We start from the raw sequence: 22234 nt of genomic DNA, 5'->3' as shown, positions 1-22234 counted from the left end.
GTCGTTAATTCTGCTAAAGACAACTTTACAGGTGAGAAAGCTAGCAAATTAGGGCTTTCTAGATCAGATACTAGAGCATATATTGATGCCAGAGGGAATTCTACATGGGATGATGCGGGCAAGGTTCGTAGTGAGTTAAATAAATTAGAAGGTACTGGTGATTTAAATAAAGTAAAGGAAGTGGTTGTAATGACGACTGAAGGTCCAGTTAAGTGGAGTAAACCATAATGTTGCAAGATTACACTTTAGTTTGTATGGATTGTGGTGAGGGGTTCTCACTGGGGGAGGCAATATTTATAAAATATAATAGTGTTCAAGAAATAACTTATGGATATAGTGCTATTACTAATAATGATAATCCATGGTCTATTTTGGAGTTAAAGGCAGCACAAATCCAACACTTTCTAATGCAACATAGGCTGCATGAAATAAGAGTATTGCCTCAGGGGGTAGAGAAATATACTGGGTCAGGAGATTTTCCTAGTAGTTATTTAAGATACGATAATATTAAGCAGTACTTGGCTACAAAAGTAAAAAAACCACAACCTGATGTTGATCTAAATAATATTAATCAATGTGTAATTGAGACATTAAAAGGATTTTGAAGACTATAAGAAAGGGACATATATGGACACCAAGAAGAAAGGGACACCCTAGATTTGACTTTGATCAAGGCCGGGAGAAGCTGGAGCCGCAGTTGAGCTTCAAAAGTCATTGGGAGGAAAATTAAGGCGTTCAAAAGAGGGGAAAAAGGTGATTTTATTGTCGAAACTGGACCAAATAAAGGAAAATCAGTTGATTTTTTATTTACAGCTGACACACGAAAAGCTAAGGAAATGATCAACAAACATTTTGACAAAAATCCTACAAATTTAAGCCAAATTAAGGATCATGTTGATAAGGCAGATATTGTTCCTTTGGATATGAGAAATCTAAATTCTACAAATGCAAGCAAGGTGATAAACTTTATTAATAAAGAAAGAGGACACTCGCTTTTTGATGCTGATCAAAAAATAACCGACTGTATGCGATTATGATAGTGCTCAACATTTGATCAGGTATCGGTGGGGGTTTAAGGATGACGAGGCCACGAAGTCAGTTGGTGAGTGTGCAGGATACGCCTTATTATCACTGTATTTGTCGCTGTGTACGCCGTGCTTTTTTGTGTGGCGATGATCGGGTGACAGGCCAAAATTTTGATCACCGTAAAGCGTGGATGGTTGAACGGCTCACTGAGTTGGTTAAGGTGTTTGCGATTGATATTTGTGCTTATGCGGTGATGTCGAATCACTATCATTTAGTGGTTCGTATTGATGAAGAAAAGTCTAAGCAGTGGTCTGATGATGAAGTGATTCGTCGCTGGCGCAAGTTGTATCAAGGCCCTCCGATGATTCAGCGTTATTTAGCAGGTGCAATGCTGGATAAAGCTGAATTAAAAGTTGTTAATGAGATTGTTCAGCAATGGCGGCAACGATTATCTGATTTATCCTGGTTTATGCGTTGTTTAAATGAGCCTATTGCCCGTTGGGCCAATGATGAAGATGGTTGTAAAGGTCGATTTTGGGAGGGACGTTTTAAAAGTCAGGCTTTATTGGATGAAGCCGCATTATTAACGTGCATGAGTTATGTGGATTTAAATCCTGTCCGCGCCGGTATGGCAGAAACGCCAGAAGCGTCGGATTTTACATCAATCCAGACTCGGATGATAGCGTGGGCTAAGCGTCAACAGAAAAGAAAACCACGAAACCAGACCTTTGTACGAAAAACAAAATTGCCAAAACAAACCCTACCTGTCGTACCTCTATTACGTTTTTCAGGCAATGAAAAACAAGGTAAGAAAACAACAATCCCCTTCAATTTAAAAGACTATTTGCAATTAGTCGATTGGCTAGGACGTGCTATCCGTGATGATAAGCGTGGTGCTATCAGTACGCAACAGCCTTCTATTATTGATCGATTAAATATTAATAAAGATGAACTGCTTGCATATGTAAGTCGTAAAGAAAAGCGTTTTATTGATGTGGTTGGAACAGAAAATAGTATTCAAAAAGCTGTGACGCAATGGCAACGGAAATTTATTAAAGGTATTAGGCTTGCCAAGCAACTATTTTCGGTGAACAGTGTTCAATATACTTAACATGATAGCAGGAAAAATAATTATAACGTGAGAATAAATAAAGCACTTGTTTTTTTATAATAAAATTTTAATAATCGTTCGTACGACCTTATCTTTTCACCTTATGCCATATCGCGTGATGTTTACATCGTACCTTTGATTAACTTTATACGGCCTCCACTCAAGTTCAATCAAGGCAGCAGTTTGCTGCTAGTTTTAGGTGTGAGTGCGTATTGATTGTAGTCAAAAAGTGGGTGTCCTTTTTTGTCCTTTTTTGTTATCTCAGTTAAATAATCTTGTTCAAGCAATGGCTGTTTTCAATGATTATGAAACTGTTGATGGTAGTTTGACATCCGATGCTCAAACCGCGATAGCACCTGTGCTAGCGACTGCCTGGCAGTCTAAAAGCTAGCAAATAAGAATATTATGATTAAGCCCAGAGATTGGGCTTAATCATAACAAAAGCGGGTTCTAATGCTGGGTAAGGAAAATTAATTTAATTGTTCTAATATCTTATCATATTGGCCACTTTCTTTAATTTTAGCTAATCCTTCATTAAAATCTTGTAGTAACTTATTGAGTCGTTTGCTGTTTATTTTCTTAGAGAATGCGACACATATAGGTGTATTTTGTAATGGCTTACCATTGAAAGTTATACGGGATGCCTGGGCTTCACTGAATTTATTCTTGAGCAAATAAAAACCAACAAGCTTTTCCATAGGGACTAGGTCTGCTCGGCCAGCTAAAAGCATTCTGAACTTTTGCTCATCACTATTGGAAAAAATAATTTTTAGCTTTTTTTGTTTTGCTGCAGCGTCAAACTTATCGCCATAGGTATATTTTTTAGTAGCAATAATGCGTAGATCGTTTATGTCACCTAGCGAAGTCCAATCAAAATTAAATGCTTTCAAATGGAAAAAAACTTTGGTGGAAAATGTAACTGGGTCACTAAAAACAAAGTCCTTTTTTCTTTCTTCTGTGGGAGCCCAGGAAAGGGATGCATCGGCTTGACCTTTGGCCGTAACAAAGTAGCTACGTTGCCAAGGGTGATAGTGTATATCGACTGAGTAGCCCATTAACTCAAATGCTTTCGTTGTAATTTTGGTGAAAACACCGCCATCTTTTAGATTCTTAGAGGTATAGGGAGGCCACTCGCCAGAAGTAACTACGACGGTTTTTGATAGGGTACTAGTTGTAATTGAGTTATCAGTTAAACAAAATGCCTTGAAAGATATACATGCAAAAATAAGGAAGAAAAGTTTAACTATAGTCATTCTTTAAAAAATGCCTTTATATAAATCATTTAGATAGTTGTCATAAGTCTTAGATTTTTTTAACTCTTTAACGCCTTCATTAAATAGTTTTATCAATTCAGTACTGTTTTTATGTTTCTTCGAAATAATGAGGTGACCAGTAGTTGACCGTAACGGTTTTGAATGGATGGTGAGAGTGTCTTTGGCTACGGGAAGTTCAGATGCTATTATTCGCCAGCCAGTAATTTCATCCATAGGAAAAATGTCTACTTTTCCTGAAGCAAGCTTTTTAAAGTTGTTAACATCTGAAGCGATAATGTCTGAGTTAATTATTTTTTTGTTGACTAGGTCCCATAGTTCTTCAGTGTAAGTGTAACCTCTGGTAAGACCAAACTTAAAGTCTTTTAAGTCTTCAAGTGTATTCCATTCTGGAATGTTTGTTTTCTTTAAGTGAAATAAAACTTCTCGGTGTTCGGAAATAGGGTCGCTAAAAAGGTATTCTTTTTCTCTTTCTTTATTGGTAAATGAGAAAGAAACACCATCAAATTTATCATGGCCTTCGATCAATGCACGTTTCCAGGGACGGTACTTAAATTCAACATCATAGCCTTTTCGTTCAAAAGCAGCCTTTATCACTCGGTTTACAAAACCATCATGCTTCGCTTTTGAACTAGTGAATGGCTCGTACTCAGTAGCAACAATAGTAAGCTTTTCAGCACTGTTAGCTATTGTGGGAATGAGAGAAAAGCATGATAGTATAAATGTAAATAAAACGACGATTTTCATGATAATACCTTGACGTAGAGTTTACTAATTAAGTGATAATGAATAGCTATGACTATAAATTAGTCTAGCCCAAATTTTTGATGAGTTAGAACTTGATTTATGCTGTGTAAATAGTTGAGTTTATGTTCAGTTTACTTTTCTAGATAGTGTGTAGTAATTGAAAGTTGACTGGACCATATTGAACAAGGTTTTAGTTTTGAAGGGGATACTCATCATTGAGATAAAAGGTATATATGCTTGGTAATAGCAATTCGCTATAATCTGTTGTTTATTAATTGCCTTATAATTAAGTTGATTATCGCCATGCAAGCATTACCTGAACTCGATAATTTTTTGTTGTGTGAAACACCTAACGAGTGGATTCTGGCTGCACTTGATGAGCCAGAAATCCTGCTAATTGATCATGCAAACTGTGAAAAGAAAGCGGCATCAACTGCGCTAAGACTGATGTTCAGGTACCCTGAGCATGCTGACTTACAGCATAAAATGTCGCGGTTAGCACGGGAGGAATTGAGGCATTTTGAGCAAGTCTTTGCCATTATACAGGACAGAAATATTTCTTATCAAAAGCTAGGACCGGCACGTTATGCTAGTACTTTGCGATCAGGCGTGAGAACTCACGAACCGGCTAAGCTCGTGGATATTTTAATCATTGGCGCTTTTATTGAGGCACGATCTTGTGAGCGCTTTGCTGTATTAGCACCTTATTTAGACGAATCATTAAATAAATTTTATTGCTCATTGCTTAAATCTGAGCGCCGTCATTTTCAGGATTACTTACGTTTGGCTATACAATATAGCGAAGACCCCATTGAGGAGCGAGTGTCTTTTTTTGCTGAAATAGAAAAGGCGTTAATCTTGAGACCGGATACCGAGTTTCGTTTTCATAGTGGTGTGCCTCAATCCAGGTGTAATACATGAATTAATTAATTTGTTCCTTCCGCAGTTGAAGAGCATCCTTGGTCTCTACTGCTCACGGTACTTCGAGCACGGGTTTCACAAACAAATTCAATCACTGCAACCCCACTTTTTGTTATGCCCTAATCATCATTAAATGAACAACCTGTGGTATTTCGATGTGCGTCAGTGGTAGATAAAAGCTGGATAACGCATAACGAACTGTTTGACGTAAGGATGCGGCAGCTAAGCCTTCAGATTAAATCCCCCCGCAAATTAAAAAGCTTCACGAGAGGGAATAAACAGCATAAACGTGCTTTTTTTAAAAAGGTTAAAGTGAAAAGTCTATCAGGTCGAAACCTGTGGATTCATTCCAGCGTAACACCCAACCTTTTTTATCCCAGTCACCTAGCACAATACGTTGAGCAGGCCGTTGGTTGATGGTTAAGGCGTGAATTGCGGGACGATGGGTATGGCCATGAATAAACCACTGAACGTCATGTTCAGCCATTAACTTCTCAACTTCAGCTAGCGTGACGTCCATGATCTCATCCGTTTTAGCTTGATTGGCGGCTTGACTTTGTGCTCGGATATTTTCAGCCATAGCAATGCGTTCAGCTACAGATAATGACAGTAGCTTCTGAATGGTAGCAGGGTTACGAATATATTGACGAAATGCCATATAGTCTTTATCTGCAGTACATAGCTGATCACCATGAGACAATAGCACAGGCTGATCACCCAAGGTGATGATGCAGGGATCATTTAATAACTGAAGGCCTGCAAGTGCAGCAAAGTGCTCACCAATCATAAAGTCACGATTGCCGTGCATAAAATACACGGCGGTGCCATTATCAGCCAGCTGTTTTATTTGACTTGTAATTTCCTGCTGCAGGCTATCCATAGCATCATCACCCAGCCAGGTATCAAACAAGTCACCCAAAATATACAAAGAGGTAGCTTGAGGTGCTTGCTCAATTAAAAACTGGGTAAATGCTGATGTCAGATCAGGACGTTTTACCTGTAAATGCAAGTCAGAGATAAACAGCACAGACATGGTTATTAGTCTTCTACTAATTCAGCGGATTCAAGAATAACTTCTTCGGCAGGCACATCTGCGTGAAAGCCCACGCTAGTGGTTTTAACGCCTTTAATACGGTTGACCACGTCCATACCTTCTACAACTTCACCAAATACGGCATAACCCCAGCCTTCAATGGTCTTAGAGCGGAAGTTCAGAAAATCATTGTCAGCAACGTTGATAAAAAATTGAGCAGAAGCAGAGTGAGGGTCTTGAGTACGTGCCATAGCAAGGGCACCGATCTTGTTTTTAAGGCCATTATCCGCTTCATTTTCGATGGGAGCATTAGTATCTTTTTCTTGCATACCAGGTGCAAAGCCACCACCTTGAATCATAAAGTTATCAATAACACGATGGAAAATAGTGTTATCGTAATGACCACTTTTTACATACGCTTCAAAGTTGGCCGCTGTTTTAGGTGCTTTTTCATGGTTGAGTTGAATTTTGATATCGCCAAAGTTGGTGTGCAAAATAACCATGCTATTGCCTTGTTGGGTTATGTTAATTAGATCAATATCTGCTGTGTTTTCCACCTCAACGGTTTACAGGCATGTGCCTGCAGCAAGCGCTCGTTAAGTAAAGTGGAAAACCTATACAGTCATCGTTTATCACTGTAGCATGACAAAATAGACTTCAGTTAGGTTTATCACAGCATGAAAAGGGCGCTATAATAGCTCCTTTACCTATTGCTCCGCAAACTACGCCTCCCTACTGGGTTTACACTGGCCTATGCTAATGTGTAGGAATGTATGTAAAAGCATGGCGCTTGTTGAGGTATGCTCATAGTTAGAGAGTATCTTTACTTGGTTGTCATGTGTCGTATTAGGGGTGGATTATTGTGTATTTATTTGACGGGTTTACAGTAAGCTAGTATGGATCATCAAGAAACAACACGTCCGAATAACTTTATTCAGCAAATTATCAGTGAAGACCTTAAAAATAATAAAAATAACGGTCAGGTTCACACTCGGTTTCCTCCTGAGCCTAATGGTTTTTTGCATATCGGTCATGCTAAGTCAATTTGTTTGAACTTCACTCTGGCGGAGCAGAATGGTGGCGTCTGTAACTTGCGTTTTGATGACACTAACCCTGAAAAAGAAAGCCAGGAGTATATTGATGCAATTCAAGAGGATATTCGTTGGTTAGGTTTTCAGTGGGAAGGAGATGTTCGTTATACATCCAGTTATTTTCAGGCACTGTATGATTATGCCGTAGAGCTGATCAATAAAGGTAAAGCTTATGTTTGTTCACTCAACGCTGAACAAGCCAGAGAGCATCGTGGTACGTTAACAGAGCCAGGAAAAAACAGTCCTTACCGTGAGCGTTCTGTTGAGGAAAACCTTGATTTATTTGAGCGGATGCGCCGTGGTGAATTTGCTGAAGGTGAACATGCACTTCGGGCCAAAATTGATATGGCCTCACCTAACATGAACATGCGTGACCCTATCATTTACCGTATTCGCAAAATAGATCATCATCAAACAGGTGACGAATGGTGTGTATACCCCATGTATGATTTTGCCCATGGGCTATCTGATGCGGTTGAGGGGATTACGCACTCTATTTGTACTTTGGAGTTCGAAGACCACCGTCCGCTATATGACTGGTTTTTGGATCAGCTAGATGTACCTTGCCATCCACAACAGATTGAGTTTGCACGCCTTAATGTGAATTACACGGTGACCAGTAAACGAAAGTTAAAGCAATTGGTCGACGAGCAAGTGGTTGATGGCTGGGATGATCCTCGTATGCCCACCATTGCAGGAATGCGCCGTCGGGGTTTTACGCCAAGCGCTATTCGCAACTTCTGTGAAGCAACAGGTGTGACTAAAAGTGAAGGTGTAGTCGACGTGAGCATGTTAGAACATGCCCTGCGCGATGATTTAAATAAACATGCTCCCAGGGCAATGGGTGTGCTACGTCCATTAAAAGTCGTTCTCACCAACTATCCAGAAGACCAGGTTGAGCAGTTAACAGCACCTGTGCACCCACAAGATGAATCAATGGGGACACGGACACTGCCATTTGCTTGTGAGCTTTACATTGATGTAGAAGACTTTAAAGAGCAAGCCAACAAAAAATTTAAACGTTTAGTGTTGGGTAAAGAAGTCCGTCTTCGTAACGCGTATGTTATTCGCTGCGATGAAGTCGTTAAAAATGAAGCAGGTGAAATCATTGAGTTACGTTGTAGCTATGATCCTGAAACATTGGGCAAGGACCCGGAAGGCCGCAAAGTAAAAGGGGTTATCCACTGGGTAAGTGCGGAGCATTCGTTATCAGCAGAAGTACGTCTTTACGATCGCCTGTTTGATGAGCCAAGCCCTGATAGCAACAAAGCGCGTGACTTTAAAGCGTTTCTCAACAAAAGCTCATTGCAGGTGCTAGCAGGGTGTCGTCTGGAGGCCGGCTTAATAGATGCCAAGCCTGGGCAAGCCTATCAGTTTGAGCGAGAGGGATATTTCTGTCTGGACAGTAAAGCAGGTGGTAAAGATCATCTGGTATTTAACCAGACGATCACTCTACGAGATACGTGGGCAAAAATTGCGAATGAAGCTGGATAAGAAAAAAGGAAAACAGTAGCTGTGTTGAAGATTCATAACACTCTGACCCGAGAAAAGTCTGAGTTTAAACCGTTACAACCACGCAAAGTCAGTATGTATGTTTGTGGCATGACGGTTTACGACTACTGTCACCTAGGCCATGGTCGCGTTTTTGTGGCATTTGATGTCATAGTGCGGTATCTGCGGGCTAAAGGGTATGATGTGAATTATATCCGTAACATCACAGACATTGATGACAAAATAATTCGTCGTGCCCAGGAGGCCAATGAGAACTGGCAGCAACTGGTACAACGTTTTATTGATGCCATGGATGAGGACTTTGCTGCTCTGGGCATTGGCAAGCCTGATCTGGAGCCAAAAGCAACTGAACATATCGAGCAGATTATTGCCATGGTGCAAACCTTGATCGATAAAGGCATGGCTTATGCGGCAGATAATGGTGATGTTTACTATGTTGTAGATAAATTTGCTCACTACGGTCAACTGTCCGGTAAAGTGCTGGATGATCTGCGCTCAGGTGCCCGTGTCGAAGTGGATGAAGCTAAACAAAATCCACTGGATTTCGTATTATGGAAAGCGGCAAAACCAGGTGAGCCTGCATGGGACTCACCTTGGGGTAAAGGACGTCCTGGCTGGCATATTGAGTGTTCAGCGATGTCGACCTGCTGCCTGGGTAATACCTTTGATATTCATGGTGGTGGGCCAGATTTAAAATTCCCTCATCATGAAAATGAAATTGCTCAGTCTGAAGCGGCTACGGGTGAAAAATACGCGAATATCTGGATGCATGCAGGCGCATTACGAATTAATGATGAAAAAATGTCTAAATCATTAGGCAACTTTTTCACGATTCGTGACGTGTTAGCTGATTTCCCTGCAGAAGTCGTGCGTTACTTTTTGCTGGCCAGCCATTATCGCAGTCCCATTAATTACAGCATTGACAGTTTGAAGGAAGCGGGTGCCAGTCTGGAACGCTTTTACCATAGCTTGCGTGGACTTACATTGCCTGAAGCTCAGCAGAGTGAGTTCAGCTCGCGTTTTTATGCGGCAATGGATGATGACTTTAATACGCCTGAAGCTTTGGCAGTCATGTTTGATATGGTTCGAGAAATCAACCGTAATAAAGCATCTCAACCTGATCAAGCGGCACAGATCGCCGCTGAAATGAAAGCTCTGGGTGCCGTGCTCGGTTTGTTACAGCAAGACCCAGAGGCATTTTTTCAGCAGCAAACATCTGATGTTGATCCACAGCAGGTAGATAATTTAATCGAACAACGTAATGCTGCGCGTAAACAACGTGACTTCGCTAAGGCAGATGAAATTAGAGATCAACTGCTAGCGATGGGCGTAGTATTAGAAGATAGTCGGGAAGGAACAAAATGGCGGGTTGAAAAGTAGCCTTTGGTGAAATGAACATGTCGTATTGGTGACTATGTTTATTGAGCTTTAGAAAAACCACAGTTTAGGCTGTGGTTTTTTTTACCTAAGCATTTGTCGTGGGGTTTTGTCCTTGGTCATACATATACTAAGAGTGAAGTATAAGGCACTTATTGATTGCTTATTCGCATAACTTGCTGTTTGTTGTCCTGAAAGCCATCTCCTACTCTTAACTGTGGTTACTGACAAGGTTTAAAGGAGTAAGCAATGGATGTGCGAATAGGAATCGCAGTCAAGTTAACGTTTATTCTCTCGCTTTTTGCGCTGACCACCATTGCGCTTCAAGTTTATAGCTACTATCACCAATACCAACAAATGACCTTACAGCGTGCACAGCAGGTGAAGACGCTTGTTGAGTCAGTGCATGCCATCTCCAACCACTATTACCAACAAAGAACTACGTTGGGAGAAGAACAGGCAAAACAAAATGCATTATCGGCTATTCGAGCGATGCGTTATGGTCAAGGGAACTACTTTTGGATAAATGACACGCGTAATCGTATGGTGATGCACCCTTTAAATAGTGAGTTGCAAGGTCAGGATATGAGTAATTTAAAAGATCCTGATGGCATTGCCATGGTGGCTGAGGCAACACGGGTAGCATTGGCGGGTGGAGATTGGTTTGAGTATAAGTGGCACCGTGCTGGAGAAGGTGAGCAATTTTTCCCAAAAATTTCCTATGCTCAGCTTTTTGAACCTTGGGGCTGGGTCATTGGTACAGGAGAATATATCGATGATATTCGTAATGAATTCTGGTCCAGTGTTCGCGTAAATGGTATTGCCTTTGGTGTGTTATTGGTGCTTGTTATGGCGGGTAGTCTGTGGTGGGTAAGGCGTATAACACAGCCTGTTACAGAAATGGTAAAGGTGATGAAAGCCGTTGAACAGGGCGATTTGCGACAGCAAATGCAAGTTCAGACACAAGATGAAATAGGTGTGCTTACGGGCTCATTTAATCGCGTTGTACGCTCATTACAAAAGATGATTGGTTCCCTCTATCAATCTGTAGAAACGCTGTTAAGCGAAGCCAATGCGCTTCGTCAGGAATCAAAAGCGACAAGTGATGCCTTATCAGCCCATGATCGAGAAGTTGAGCAGTTGGTGGCGGCAATGCAAGAGCTGCAAACGACAGCGCAAGATGTTGCTAGAAACGCCAGCTTAACAGCAGATCGCACTTCACAAGTTGTCAATGCAGTGAATGGGGGTGAGCAGTATGTAGGTCAGTTACAGCAGCATAGCCAGACATTAGCAAATGACTTAGTGGATGTTTCCAGTGCTATTAGTCAGCTTGACGATAATATGCAGAAAATTGCGGAATTTATTCATGAGATTAATGAAATTTCTGCACAAACAAATTTGTTGGCGTTAAATGCTGCGATCGAGGCAGCAAGAGCGGGTGAGAAAGGGCGGGGATTTGCGGTGGTGGCAGATGAGGTTAGATCATTGGCATCTCGCACCCAAGATTCAACACAGTTAATTCAGGAGTTAATTTCGGGCTTTAAAAACTGTTTGTCATCAGTTGTGGTGGCTATGAATGAAAATCGTCAGCGCTCTGAGCAGGGCGTTGAACATGCCGTTCAGACGCAGAATGTATTCAATACTGTGGTTCAGGATGTTCAGGATGTTGACAGTATGAATACGCAGGTAGCGACAGCGGCTGAAGAACAGGTCAATGTTATTTCGGAAATGAATAGCAACTTAGAGCGGATTCAACAGGAGGCATCCACTTCTGCAGAAAATGCTGATAAAGCATTTACACATAGTGAAAATTTGGATCAACAAGCACTGACGATTCAACAACAGTTGGCGCGTTATCAAGTTGGTTAACGCTATGAACTCATGTCATTGGCGGGGGGTTAAGTGATGACATCCCATAAAGTAATAACCTGCAAGTTACTTTATTGCAGGCAGGGGGCATCTACAGGGAACAGTGTTTTCAAGGGTGCTGAGTCAATAACTTATGTCGAAAGCATGAATATAACCGTGGTTGATATACAGCGCTCAGTCCACTTTTTATTGGTTGCTTTTCCTCACTGGACAATGCGTGCACGGGGCCAGTATGAGTGGCAGAATATTGCTGTTTATTGGGTGCATGTAGGCGATGGAAGCTGTAACCTGGCTTTACAAAGCACAGCCATTGAAGTCTATTATCCACAAGGTGCGAATGAGCATAATACGTGCCTGGGTTTTGCTGTAAATAGTTTATCAACACTGAAAAATCGCTTGGCTTTGGGAGGATATAACATTGAATCTCAAGTTGAGCAGGTAGGTAACCAAGGTTTGCGTGTTTTTTATCGTGATGAAAATAACATCAGTTATGAGTTTGTTGAGTATGCAACAAGTGATGCATTAGTTCCGATAGTATAGAAAGGGTAATCACTGTTTAATAAGAGCAGTTTGTTGAAGGCACAAAAAAACCTGCAAAAAGCAGGTTTTCTATCACCATCCTGGTGGCTATTCCATTGAGCCTATCCCTAGACCCTGATCCTTAGGTCGTCACACAAGCAATGGCTGGAAAGTCCCTGACGCATCCATACGCTTTAGCTCCCTTAAGCTTCATGCTGCCAGCCATCATGGGCAGTAATGATCCATGAATTGTAGAGATAAGCAAAGTGATAATTGTTAATATAACGTGTAGGAAATTAGCCATAAAGTGCAGCTAAGAATGTCTTTGTTTCGTCATATCTTTATTAGATTATACCTTTCATAGCGGGTGTCTATTTAAAAAACTTGTCAACTAGGGGGACACCACGTAATGTAACGGAGCAAGTTTAGCGTAAGTAAAAAGTCAGAATTTTTAACCTTTTCTTTAGTAAATGGAGGATAGACATGAGTGTAATGAATTTGTTCTGGGCTAATGGGTTGAGATGTATCTAAAAGCAAAATCAATAATGCTTTTAAGTAAGTGATGCTTTAAATAGCCAGCAGACATACAAATAGACAGAAACACACATCTGATTGATAACACAGGTGTTGTTTTTCTTTTCTAGACTCATTCCTCCCATATAGCCCGGTATTCCTAACCGGGGTTTTTCATTGAGAAGCCCTAGAAATTACTTTTATCAGGCTTTTCTCCTATGTTTATCAATCATTTAACACTTGGTTGGAAACCTTTTTTTCAGCAACAATTAACACTTGATGAACTGCCTTCAACGGTAGCGGCTCGGGTCACAGCAATCCATCGTTCACATATTCAAGTGTTAACGCCAGAAAAGACATTTTCAATAGATACGGCGTTATGTGCAAAGTTGCAACCACTGGCTGTTGGCGACTGGTTGTTATTTGATGCAACTGAGCTACACGATAATGCCAGGCCTTTACGGCGGCTGTCCCGTTTATCGCTCATTGCACGTAAAACGGCTGGTGAGCAGGTGGGTGTTCAACCTATTGTGAGCAACGTTGATACGTTGTTTATCGTTTCTTCGTGTAATCAGGACTTTAATATTTCACGACTGGAACGTTATTTGGTATTAGCTCTCGAGGCACAAGTTACCCCTATTATTGTGCTGACAAAGTCAGATCAATGCACAACCATTGATGATTTTGTAGCGCAAGCCAGTAAGCTCCATCCTAATCTCATAGTGGAAGTCTGTGATGCCCGTGATCTTAACCAGTTACAAGGATTACAGGCCTGGTGTAAACCAGGACAAACCATTGCCTTAGTAGGGTCATCGGGTGTTGGTAAATCAACGTTGATAAACAGTCTTTGTCATCAACAGGTTTCAACACAGTCGATTCGTGAGGATGATGCTAAAGGACGCCATACCACAACGGCGAGAACACTTTATGTCATGGATAGTGGTGGGCTGTTAATTGATACACCAGGCATGAGAGAACTTCAGTTACTCTCTAGTGAAGAAGGCGTACAAAATGTATTCGCTGATGTTGAAGCACTCATCACTAATTGTCGATTTAACAATTGTACGCATGAAAATGAGCCTGGTTGTTCTGTACAACAAGCGCTAACGGCCAATCAGCTTGACAGGCGTCGTTGGAAAAATTACCAGAAATTACTTAAGGAGCAGCGAAGGAATGCTGAAACGTTAGCACAACAGCATCAACGAAATAGGCAATTAGGTAAACTGTACCGTAAAATTAAACAAGAAAAGCAAAGTAGAAAAAATATAAATGATGAGTAAACATAAAATGTTAGTTTATTATTTGTAAAAAAGAATGGCGTTAAAACCTATAAAAACCTGCTTTTTGGGCAGGTTTTTTTATTATGAGTATTTACAGAAATGGTGGGGCGCTGGATTTTTGAATGGAAATCTATTGAACAGAGTTCACTTAATAAGTTAGCAAGTCATCAAAAAAATGTAAATATTAGACAGTTGCACACAATGAGTTAGTGTAAAGATGTCTGAAGACTGACGTACTAAAGCAGTAAAGTGAGGGCTGACATGTCATTTACGATCAGGACTAGTGCCTGTTATCTCCCCGCGCAAACCATTTCTGCTGAAGAAATGGATCAACGTTTGAACCTACCCCTTGGCACATGTCGGCAACGTTATGGTGTTGATTACCGACATTATGCCTCACCCCATGAAACCGCACTCTATATGGGGGCTATGGCGGGGAAAACGGCCTTAAATAAAGCAGGTATTGCTTTAGAAGAGGTGGATTTACTGGTTTGTGCCAGTGGTACCAGTCACCAGGCGCTACCCTACAATGCGGCAGGGATTCTTGCTGAGCTGGGCGCAGAAACCCCTGTTGCCAGTATGGATGTGAATGCCAGTTGTTTATCTTTTTTAACTGCGCTGGAGCTTTGTCATTGTGCATTACAAAGTGGGCGTTATCAGCGAATGATGATTATTTCGAGTGAAGTTGCGAAGGTGGGGGTGACCGATACAAAAGCTGAAACAGCCACCTTATTTGCGGATGGTGCTGCGGCTTTTATCTTAGAGGCCTCTTCTTCGGTAGGTGGATTAACATCAAGCCTGTTTCAAACCTTTCCTGAGGGCTATAGCTTGTGTCAGATTCGTTCAGGAGGAAGTGCGTTGCATCCTGCTCGTTATGATATGGAAGCGGTGGTATCTGGTTGCTTTTTTGAAATGCAGGGAAAAGCACTTTATAAACTGGTTTCTAAGTTAGCGCCAGAATTTATTCAGCAAGGTTTAAATAAAGCGGGTTTAACTATGGCTGATATTGATTATATCGTTCCTCATCAGGCCAGTTATGCAGGATTAGCACATTTAACGCAGCGTCTTGGTTTTGCCCAGGATAAAGTGATCAATATATTTTCTTCTATGGGTAACCAAATTGCTGCATCGATCCCGATTGCTTTACATCATTTACTGGTTCATCAACAACCTGCTGCTGGTAAAAACGTACTGCTATTTGGTTCTGCAGCAGGATTATCGTTAGGTTTAGGTGTATTGCAATTATGAAATTATTAGTGACTGGGGGTACGGGGATGTTAGGACAAGCCATTGTCCGCAAATACCACACTCAACATTCCATTCGCTTTTTAGGTCGAAACCAAGTTATTGGAAAACAACTTGCCAGCAGTACTCACAGTGAGTTTGTCTGTGCTGACTTACAGCAGCAAGCGCTATTGCTTGAAGCTTGTCAGGATATTGATGCGGTTATTCATTGCGCCGCATTATCGAGCCCTTGGGGCAAGCATCAAGATTTTGTAAAGAGTAATGTAGAGGGTACAGAAAATATCCTGAACGCTGCAGCACAGTGTCAGGTAAAGCGATTTGTACATATTTCTACTCCGAGTGTTTATTTTAATTTTCAAGATAAAATGATGATAAAAGAAGAGGAGCCTCTGGGGCCGGTATTTTGTAATGACTATGCCCAAACAAAAGCGTTGGCAGAAAAAAAAGTACTTAATAGTGCTTTAAATAGTGTTATTTTAAGGCCACGAGGTATTTTTGGCCCCTATGATCAAGCGATTTTACCGCGTATTTTAGCTGTTGTTCGTCATGGGGTGTTGTGGTTACCCTCAGGACGAAATCCTATCGTTGATTTGACTTATGTAGACAATGTCGCTGATGCTGCATTACTGGCAGCAGAACAGCCAGTAGCATCCAAGTCGGTATTCAATATTACCAATGATGAACCCATGCCTATTCAAGCGGCTTTGCAAAAATTATTTGTGGCTTTGCAGCAAACTGTGCAGATTAAATCGTTGCCCTATCAGTTTATTGCACCACTTATTGGTATGAATGAATGGTGTTGTCAGAAGCTTCCAAGATTACCTGAGCCTAAATTAACTCGTTATACCGCTGCTCTTTTTCATTATCATCAGACCCTTGATATTACTAAGGCTAAAAATCAATTAGGTTATCAACCTAAGGTGTCTATTAAAGAAGGAATTCAGCGTTATGCCCAGTGGTATCAGCGTCAGACTGCTTGAAGTGGGTCATTGTGTCCATCCTGGTTTTATGGTGAGGCCAGGGTTAGGGTGGGCTCCAAGAGCATTTCCCGCCGGTGTGGCATTAATTAATCATCCGCAACATGGCTATATACTTTTTGATACAGGCTATCACCAGCGCTTCATGCAGTGTACTCAGCATTTTCCTGAACGTGTTTATGCTTTGGTTACGCCTTGTTCGTTAGCAGAGACAGAAACGCTGGTGTCACAGCTTGCACATTTAACGATTAAACCAGAAGATATTAGTCATGTTGTTTTGTCACATTTTCATGCCGATCACATTGCAGGCATTTGTGAATTTAAACAGGCGAAGATTTATTGTCACCCTGATGCCCATCACTTTATGACGTACGCTAATCGCTTTCAGCGTATTAGAAAGGGGTATTTACAAGGACTATTATCACCACAACAGTTGTCTTATGCTGAAGATTTAAGTCTGACACTTATCAATCATTTCCCTTTGGACTTGGCTAATGTATTGGGGCTAACAACGGGACCTCTTGGTCTTAGTGCGTATGATTTATTTAGTGATAACACACTGTATTTAGTGTCTTTACCTGGACATGCGGCAGGACAAATGGGGCTATTGGTGCGTTTGGCTGAAGGGTTTTTATTTTTATTGGCCGATGCCTGTTGGCTTATTGATAACTTGAGAGATGGCGTTAACCAACATTGGTTGGCGAATATTGTCTGTGATAATCGGCAGGCTTATCAAGATACACTACACAAGCTGCGAATTTGCTATGAACAAACTAAGGGCGAGGTAATATTTCTTCCCTCTCACTGTCAGGAAACGTTGAATCAATTAAAACAGCGTGGCTGGGTGAGCTAATGGAAAAGTTAAATATACTTCGCCATTTAATGATGAGCCGCTATCGTCGTTTTAAAACACGTGCCCAGTTACTTAACTGGCAACAGCGTCAGATAACTCAACATTTAGACTGGATCACTCAGCACTCACCGTTTTATCAAGCCTTTCGTGGCAAACCGCTGACAGAATTTCCACTGATGTCAAAGTCGCTCATGATGGAACATTTTAATCATCTTAATACACGGCAGTTGGATCGAGATCAGTTATTAGCCTGTGCATTGGAGGCAGAGCAGAAGAGAGACTTTAATCGTTCAGTCTTTGGGGATGTGACGGTTGGTTTATCTTCAGGGACTTCAGGGCAGCGAGGGTTATTTTTAGCCTCGCAAGCAGAACGACATTGTTGGGCAGGTTATATCTTAGGTCGTTTATTGCCAAGTTTATGGACTCCACAACGTATTGCATTATTGCTCCGTGCTAATAGCCCGTTATATCAAACAGTACAACATGGTCATATCCGATTTCACTATGTGGATCTTACTCAACCACTGGATCAATGGATGGCGGGGCTGACGGCATTTGATCCCACCTTATTGGTTGGCAGTGCCCAGGCACTTCAATTATGCGCCCAGGAACATCAGGCATTGTCACCTAAGTTAGTGGTTTCGGGGGCTGAAGTATTAACACCTTCTGACCGAGCTTTGTTAGCCGCAAAGTTTAAATGCCCCATTCATGAAATTTACCAATGCACCGAAGGTTTTTTAGCATGCACCCAAAGGGATGGAGTTATGCGTTGGAATGAGGATATTGTGCATATTGAACCGCACTGGCTAACATCTGACAAGACACATTTTTCACCTATTATTACTGATTTTAGACGACGAACGCAGCCTATTATTCGTTACCTGTTAGATGATGTTATTGCTGCTGTTGATGAGCAAGGCGATAAGTACAATGGAATACAAAGAGGTGAAGGTAAATTAGAAGCAATTGGTTCCTCACCTCTGTTTTTCCAAGCTATAGGGAGTATTGCTGGGCGTACAGGCGATTTACTGAAATTACCAGGTGATAATCATACGTCAATAGTCGTGTTGCCTGATTTGATATACCGAGCCGTTAGCTTAATCAGTGATGAACCCCTGGATTATCGGATCAGCCAAGTCAATAAAGATTGTATTCAGATTGAAAGTGAGCAGCGGCATGAACATATTGCAATGGCTTTACAGCAGCTTTTCAAACAATTACAAGTAGATGTAGGACAAGTGCACTTTGAGTATCGGCCACGCCCACAGTGGCAGCCTTTAATAAAGCAGCGACGAGTGGTTAATCAGTGGTCATCTTAGTGACAGGCGCGCGTGCCCCTGTGGCCATTGAGTGGGCGCGATTGTTAATGCGAGCGGGTCATCAGGTTTTTTTGGCAGATAGTATGGTTTGGCCCTTGGGCCGCTTTGTAAAGGGTATACAAAATTATATTCAGTTACCTTCACCCCGTTTTAATTTACAACAGTATAAGCAGGCATTAATTAAACAATTAAGGGTTAATTGCATTGAGTGCATTATTCCCACCTGTGAAGAAGTGTTTTATTTGGCGACGATTAAAGTAGACATTGAAGCTCAACTGAGTGGACAAAAAGTAGAATGGTTTCTACCTGATCACGATCTGTTATTTAAGCTGCATAATAAATTTACCAGTTTAACTTTATTAGCTGGGCTGGGTCAGGTGCAGATACCTGCCACACATTACTGTCTACATCCTGATGACATTGTTGATGATACAGCTTCTATTTTAAAGCCTGTTTATTCGCGTTTTGGACGTCAGGTTGTTCGTAATCCTTACCAAGGTGTTCTTACATCTGATCAGATTAACCCTGCTATACCATGGGTTCAACAGCAAAAAATAGTGGGGCAGGCGATATGTAATTATGCGCTTTTTCAACATGGAAAATTAATCGCTCATCAAGCTTATTTGCCAAAATACTGTGTTAATCAATCTGCGGCTAGTTACTTTGAACCTTATGATGATAATCGTTTAGACGAGTTTGTTCGACAGTTTGGAGAACGAACGCATTATCACGGACAAGTTGCTTTTGATTTTATTGAAGAAAACAATACGCTATTTGTCATTGAGTGTAACCCAAGAGCAACCAGTGGGTTACATTTGTTGGGTTTTGGTTTGACGATGAAAGACAATGGTATTCTTAATTATACAGCTTCTTCAACCAAACCATATCGATTAGGTAATATCATATTTTATTGCTTTTTATTTAAGGAGAATTTTAAGCAATTATTAGTTGATTATCGATATGCTGATGATGTCTTTGTCGATAGCGTTTATCCCTTAATAGTCGGTGGTCAGTGGCTAACGTTGGTTGAGTTATGTTTTCGTTGTATCCGCTATCATCGGCCAGTTACTGATGTAAGTACTTTGGATATTGAGTGGGATACACCATTAGATATAAATAAGCTAATAGCAAATGAAATTGAATAATAATGAATTTCAAAAGCTGTTTTTAACAGTTATGCAAGAGTCTGGCTTGATAAGACGATTGCATACCCAGTTTACTTCATATAAACAAGAGGATGTTATTGTCAGTGCAACGGTTAATCATCCTATTCTCACGATGCAGGGACAGCAGTCTATTGTAAAAAACAACTGCTATGTGGTGTCGCCAATGACACAATTGATTTACTTTACGCGTGATGAATTGCCGAAAGTGAATAGTCGTATACTACGTACTTTTTGTATGGGATTAACATATTTATTAGAAGTGCCTTTTCGATGGGCAAAGCTTGATCAAATACAGATACTTAACAATTTATGTCTTTCAACCAATTTTTATGCCAAAGTATGGAAGACAATAAATTTAACAGCATTAAGAGAGCAAGCTCTTGGTCAATATCCACATCATGCTTTAATGTTGAGATCTCTGAATGATCAAGAATATCCAGAAATAATAACAAAAGCGAAAGAGGATGGCTGGTTGCCCATTGTTAACCGACAGGTTTATTTGTTTATGGATTTTCAGAAATGGCAACAAAAAAGAGATGCACGAGCAGATTTAAAACTGCTAAAACAGCCTGATTGGGATTTCAGAATACTTGATCCAAATAACCAGGCGCAAATGAAGATTGCTGAAGACTATTATAACCAATTGTATTTGGATAAATACAGTAAGCATAATATCCAGTTTACGAGTAACTATCTTGCTCAATGTTCTAAAGCAGGGTTATTGAAGCTCTATGGTTTATTTCATAAACAACAGATGTTAGGTGTTGTTGGGTTTTGTGGAATTGATGGCACGTTAACAGTACCTATTATTGGGTATAACATGCAAATGCCAAAAAAAATGGCACTTTATCGACGTCTGGTTGCGTTTAATTTATCTTATGCTCAACAAAATAATTTTAAATTAAATCTTAGTGCAGGAGCACCTGACTTTAAGCGGTTACGTGGTGCTGAAGCCGTTATTGAATATAACTTTGTTTATATTCAGCACCTCAGCCATTATCAACAGACAGTATGGCGCTTCTTATCATGGTTATCTCAACGCCTTTATAAACCCATGCTTGAACGTTTTGAACTGTAGCATTCATTAGACTACCACACAGTTTATGCGTATTTCAGCTTTTTTATCTAGTGGCAGCCAACTCTATTAGAACTATACTCCTTATATTCATTTTATGCTTAATTGTAGTAAAAAAGTACCTTTAATAAGCCTACAATTTTATAGTTTTTGCTATAGGTATCCTGTACAGGAGAAGATAGTATGAGAGAAACCTCTGCTATATCTAGATGGGTTATGTATACACCGCTGGTTTATTTCTTTTTTTTCTCATTGAGTCCTACCGTTTTTGCCGGAATGGAAGAAGCAAAGTGGTGGATTAAATCTGAATTTAATGAAACCACACTCAGTAAAGATGAGCAGTTAAAAGAAATGGAATGGTTTGTTAATGCAGCAAAACCTTTTAAAGGAACAACGATACGTGTGGTTTCTGAGCGTATAGATACTCATTGGTATGAGGCAAATGTGTTGGCAAAAGCATTTGCAGACATTACTGGAATCCATGTTGTACATGAAATTACAGGTGAGGATGATGTTATTAAAAAAATTGATACGCAAATCAACTTAGATTACAGCATTTATGATGCATATATTAATGATAGCGATTTAATTGGGACACACTATCGTTATGGAAAAGTCATCGCCCTAAGTAATTTTATCAAAAATGAAGGTAAAGACGTTACATTACCTACCTTGGACTTAGATGATTTTATTGGATTGAGTTTTACAACAGGTCCTGATGGTAAGCTTTATCAATTATCCGATCAACAGTTTGCCAATCTTTATTGGTATCGCCATGACTGGTTTTCTCGGCCAGATTTAAAAGCTAAATTTAAGTCGATTTATGGGTATGAATTAGGCGTACCTGTTAATTGGTCTGCGTATGAAGATATCGCGGACTTTTTTACTAATAAAGTGAAAGAAATAGATGGTCATCCAGTTTATGGGCATATGGATTATGGAAAAAGATCCTTCAATTGGCTGGCGTTTTTCTGATGCATGGTTGTCTATGGCAGGAGCGGGTGACAAAGGAATTCCTAATGGCTCGCCGGTAGATGAATGGGGTATACGAGTGGAAAACTGTCATCCCGTGGGTGCCAGTGTTGCTAGAGGAGGGGCATTAAATAGTCCTGCAGCTGTTTATGCTATTCGTAAGTTTACTGAATGGCTAAATAAATATGCGCCTCCTGAAGCTAAAGATATGAATTTTACCCAGGCAGGAGATGTGCCAGGTAAAGGTAATATTGCGCAACAGATATTTTGGTATACCGCTTTTACAGCAGCAATGACCAAGCCAGGCTTACCTGTTACGAACAGTGATGGTACACCTAAATGGCGAATGGCCCCTTC

Annotated in this window: 21 protein-coding genes and 1 pseudogene; 18 read left to right on the top strand and 4 right to left on the bottom strand. The window is 40.6% G+C overall.

Translation table 11 applies throughout. The annotated features are described in order from the left end of the window. The 5 genes from KCG35_RS20240 to KCG35_RS20220 all read left to right on the top strand — a co-directional run. Positions 1-228, top strand: a 228-nt coding sequence (locus tag KCG35_RS20240) for a hypothetical protein (RefSeq protein ID WP_215821686.1), incomplete at its 5' end; no start/stop codon positions are given. Then, entirely contained in the window at positions 228-605 is a 378-nt protein-coding gene (locus KCG35_RS20235) for a hypothetical protein (protein ID WP_215821685.1), read from the top strand. The genes KCG35_RS20240 and KCG35_RS20235, both read left to right, overlap by 1 nt. Before the next feature lie 108 nt (positions 606-713). Further along, positions 714-1037 (top strand): hypothetical protein, encoded by a 324-nt coding sequence (locus KCG35_RS20230; protein WP_309227469.1) that lies wholly within the window; start codon positions 714-716, stop codon positions 1035-1037. Between the two features lie 41 nt (positions 1038-1078). Beyond that, entirely contained in the window at positions 1079-2137 is a 1059-nt protein-coding gene (locus KCG35_RS20225; RefSeq protein WP_215821684.1) for a transposase, read from the top strand. Between the two features lie 205 nt (positions 2138-2342). Continuing rightward, positions 2343-2528: a hypothetical protein gene (locus KCG35_RS20220; RefSeq protein ID WP_215821683.1), complete on the top strand. Its 186-nt coding sequence runs from the start codon at positions 2343-2345 to the stop codon at positions 2526-2528. A 79-nt stretch (positions 2529-2607) separates the two neighbouring features. Here KCG35_RS20220 and KCG35_RS20215 read toward each other — a convergent pair whose 3' ends face one another. Both KCG35_RS20215 and KCG35_RS20210 read right to left on the bottom strand, forming a co-directional pair. Further along, entirely contained in the window at positions 2608-3390 is a 783-nt protein-coding gene (locus KCG35_RS20215; RefSeq protein WP_215821682.1) for a substrate-binding periplasmic protein, read from the bottom strand. 3 nt (positions 3391-3393) lie between these two features. Continuing rightward, positions 3394-4155: a substrate-binding periplasmic protein gene (locus KCG35_RS20210; RefSeq protein WP_215821681.1), complete on the bottom strand. Its 762-nt coding sequence runs from the start codon at positions 4153-4155 to the stop codon at positions 3394-3396. 303 nt (positions 4156-4458) lie between these two features. On the opposite strand from KCG35_RS20210, the gene KCG35_RS20205 reads away from it, so the two are divergent. Further along, a complete protein-coding gene (locus tag KCG35_RS20205) occupies positions 4459-5076 on the top strand; it encodes a MiaE family protein (protein ID WP_215821688.1) in 618 nt (205 codons plus the stop codon). 307 nt (positions 5077-5383) lie between these two features. Here KCG35_RS20205 and KCG35_RS20200 read toward each other — a convergent pair whose 3' ends face one another. Both KCG35_RS20200 and KCG35_RS20195 read right to left on the bottom strand, forming a co-directional pair. Beyond that, positions 5384-6109, bottom strand: a complete 726-nt coding sequence (locus KCG35_RS20200) for a UDP-2,3-diacylglucosamine diphosphatase (protein ID WP_215821680.1) — start codon at positions 6107-6109, stop codon at positions 5384-5386. A 5-nt stretch (positions 6110-6114) separates the two neighbouring features. Beyond that, positions 6115-6612 carry a peptidylprolyl isomerase gene (locus tag KCG35_RS20195; RefSeq protein ID WP_215821679.1) on the bottom strand — a complete coding sequence of 166 codons (498 nt, stop codon included), beginning with the start codon at positions 6610-6612 and terminating at the stop codon, positions 6115-6117. Positions 6613-7005: 393 nt separating this feature from the next. Here KCG35_RS20195 and KCG35_RS20190 point away from each other — a divergent pair, with 393 nt between their 5' ends. The 12 genes and pseudogenes from KCG35_RS20190 to KCG35_RS20135 all read left to right on the top strand — a co-directional run. Beyond that, positions 7006-8694 (top strand): glutamine--tRNA ligase/YqeY domain fusion protein, encoded by a 1689-nt coding sequence (locus KCG35_RS20190; protein ID WP_215821678.1) that lies wholly within the window; start codon positions 7006-7008, stop codon positions 8692-8694. A 24-nt stretch (positions 8695-8718) separates the two neighbouring features. Further along, complete coding sequence (gene cysS, locus KCG35_RS20185) at positions 8719-10092, top strand: cysteine--tRNA ligase (RefSeq protein ID WP_215821687.1); 1374 nt, start codon at positions 8719-8721, stop codon at positions 10090-10092. A 246-nt stretch (positions 10093-10338) separates the two neighbouring features. Further along, complete coding sequence (locus tag KCG35_RS20180) at positions 10339-11958, top strand: methyl-accepting chemotaxis protein (protein WP_215821677.1); 1620 nt, start codon at positions 10339-10341, stop codon at positions 11956-11958. A gap of 144 nt (positions 11959-12102) precedes the next feature. Continuing rightward, positions 12103-12498: a VOC family protein gene (locus KCG35_RS20175; RefSeq protein ID WP_215821676.1), complete on the top strand. Its 396-nt coding sequence runs from the start codon at positions 12103-12105 to the stop codon at positions 12496-12498. A 710-nt stretch (positions 12499-13208) separates the two neighbouring features. Further along, the gene (gene rsgA, locus KCG35_RS20170; protein ID WP_215821675.1) at positions 13209-14270 is read left to right on the top strand and encodes a ribosome small subunit-dependent GTPase A; all 1062 of its coding nucleotides are present in this window, start codon (positions 13209-13211) and stop codon (positions 14268-14270) included. A gap of 261 nt (positions 14271-14531) precedes the next feature. Next, positions 14532-15518 carry a 3-oxoacyl-[acyl-carrier-protein] synthase III C-terminal domain-containing protein gene (locus KCG35_RS20165; protein ID WP_215821674.1) on the top strand — a complete coding sequence of 329 codons (987 nt, stop codon included), beginning with the start codon at positions 14532-14534 and terminating at the stop codon, positions 15516-15518. Continuing rightward, positions 15515-16495 carry an NAD-dependent epimerase/dehydratase family protein gene (locus KCG35_RS20160; protein ID WP_215821673.1) on the top strand — a complete coding sequence of 327 codons (981 nt, stop codon included), beginning with the start codon at positions 15515-15517 and terminating at the stop codon, positions 16493-16495. The genes KCG35_RS20165 and KCG35_RS20160 overlap by 4 nt, the downstream gene beginning before the upstream one ends. Next, entirely contained in the window at positions 16464-17345 is an 882-nt protein-coding gene (locus tag KCG35_RS20155; RefSeq protein WP_215821672.1) for an MBL fold metallo-hydrolase, read from the top strand. Before KCG35_RS20160 ends, KCG35_RS20155 begins: the two co-directional genes overlap by 32 nt. Further along, positions 17345-18664, top strand: coding sequence for a F390 synthetase-related protein (locus KCG35_RS20150; protein WP_215821671.1), 1320 nt, complete (start codon positions 17345-17347; stop codon positions 18662-18664). The genes KCG35_RS20155 and KCG35_RS20150 overlap by 1 nt, the downstream gene beginning before the upstream one ends. Further along, a complete protein-coding gene (locus tag KCG35_RS20145) occupies positions 18664-19809 on the top strand; it encodes an ATP-grasp domain-containing protein (RefSeq protein WP_215821670.1) in 1146 nt (381 codons plus the stop codon). Before KCG35_RS20150 ends, KCG35_RS20145 begins: the two co-directional genes overlap by 1 nt. Further along, positions 19796-20908 carry a hypothetical protein gene (locus KCG35_RS20140; RefSeq protein ID WP_215821669.1) on the top strand — a complete coding sequence of 371 codons (1113 nt, stop codon included), beginning with the start codon at positions 19796-19798 and terminating at the stop codon, positions 20906-20908. Before KCG35_RS20145 ends, KCG35_RS20140 begins: the two co-directional genes overlap by 14 nt. Before the next feature lie 213 nt (positions 20909-21121). After that, positions 21122-22234, top strand: a pseudogene (locus tag KCG35_RS20135) (carbohydrate ABC transporter substrate-binding protein); the annotation flags it as partial.

Origin of the sequence: Zooshikella harenae (assembly GCF_018837975.1) — a bacterium.
Lineage (GTDB): Bacteria > Pseudomonadota > Gammaproteobacteria > Pseudomonadales > Zooshikellaceae > Zooshikella > Zooshikella harenae.
Note: the sequence above shows the minus strand (reverse complement) of the source record. Positions and strands in the feature narration are given on the sequence as shown.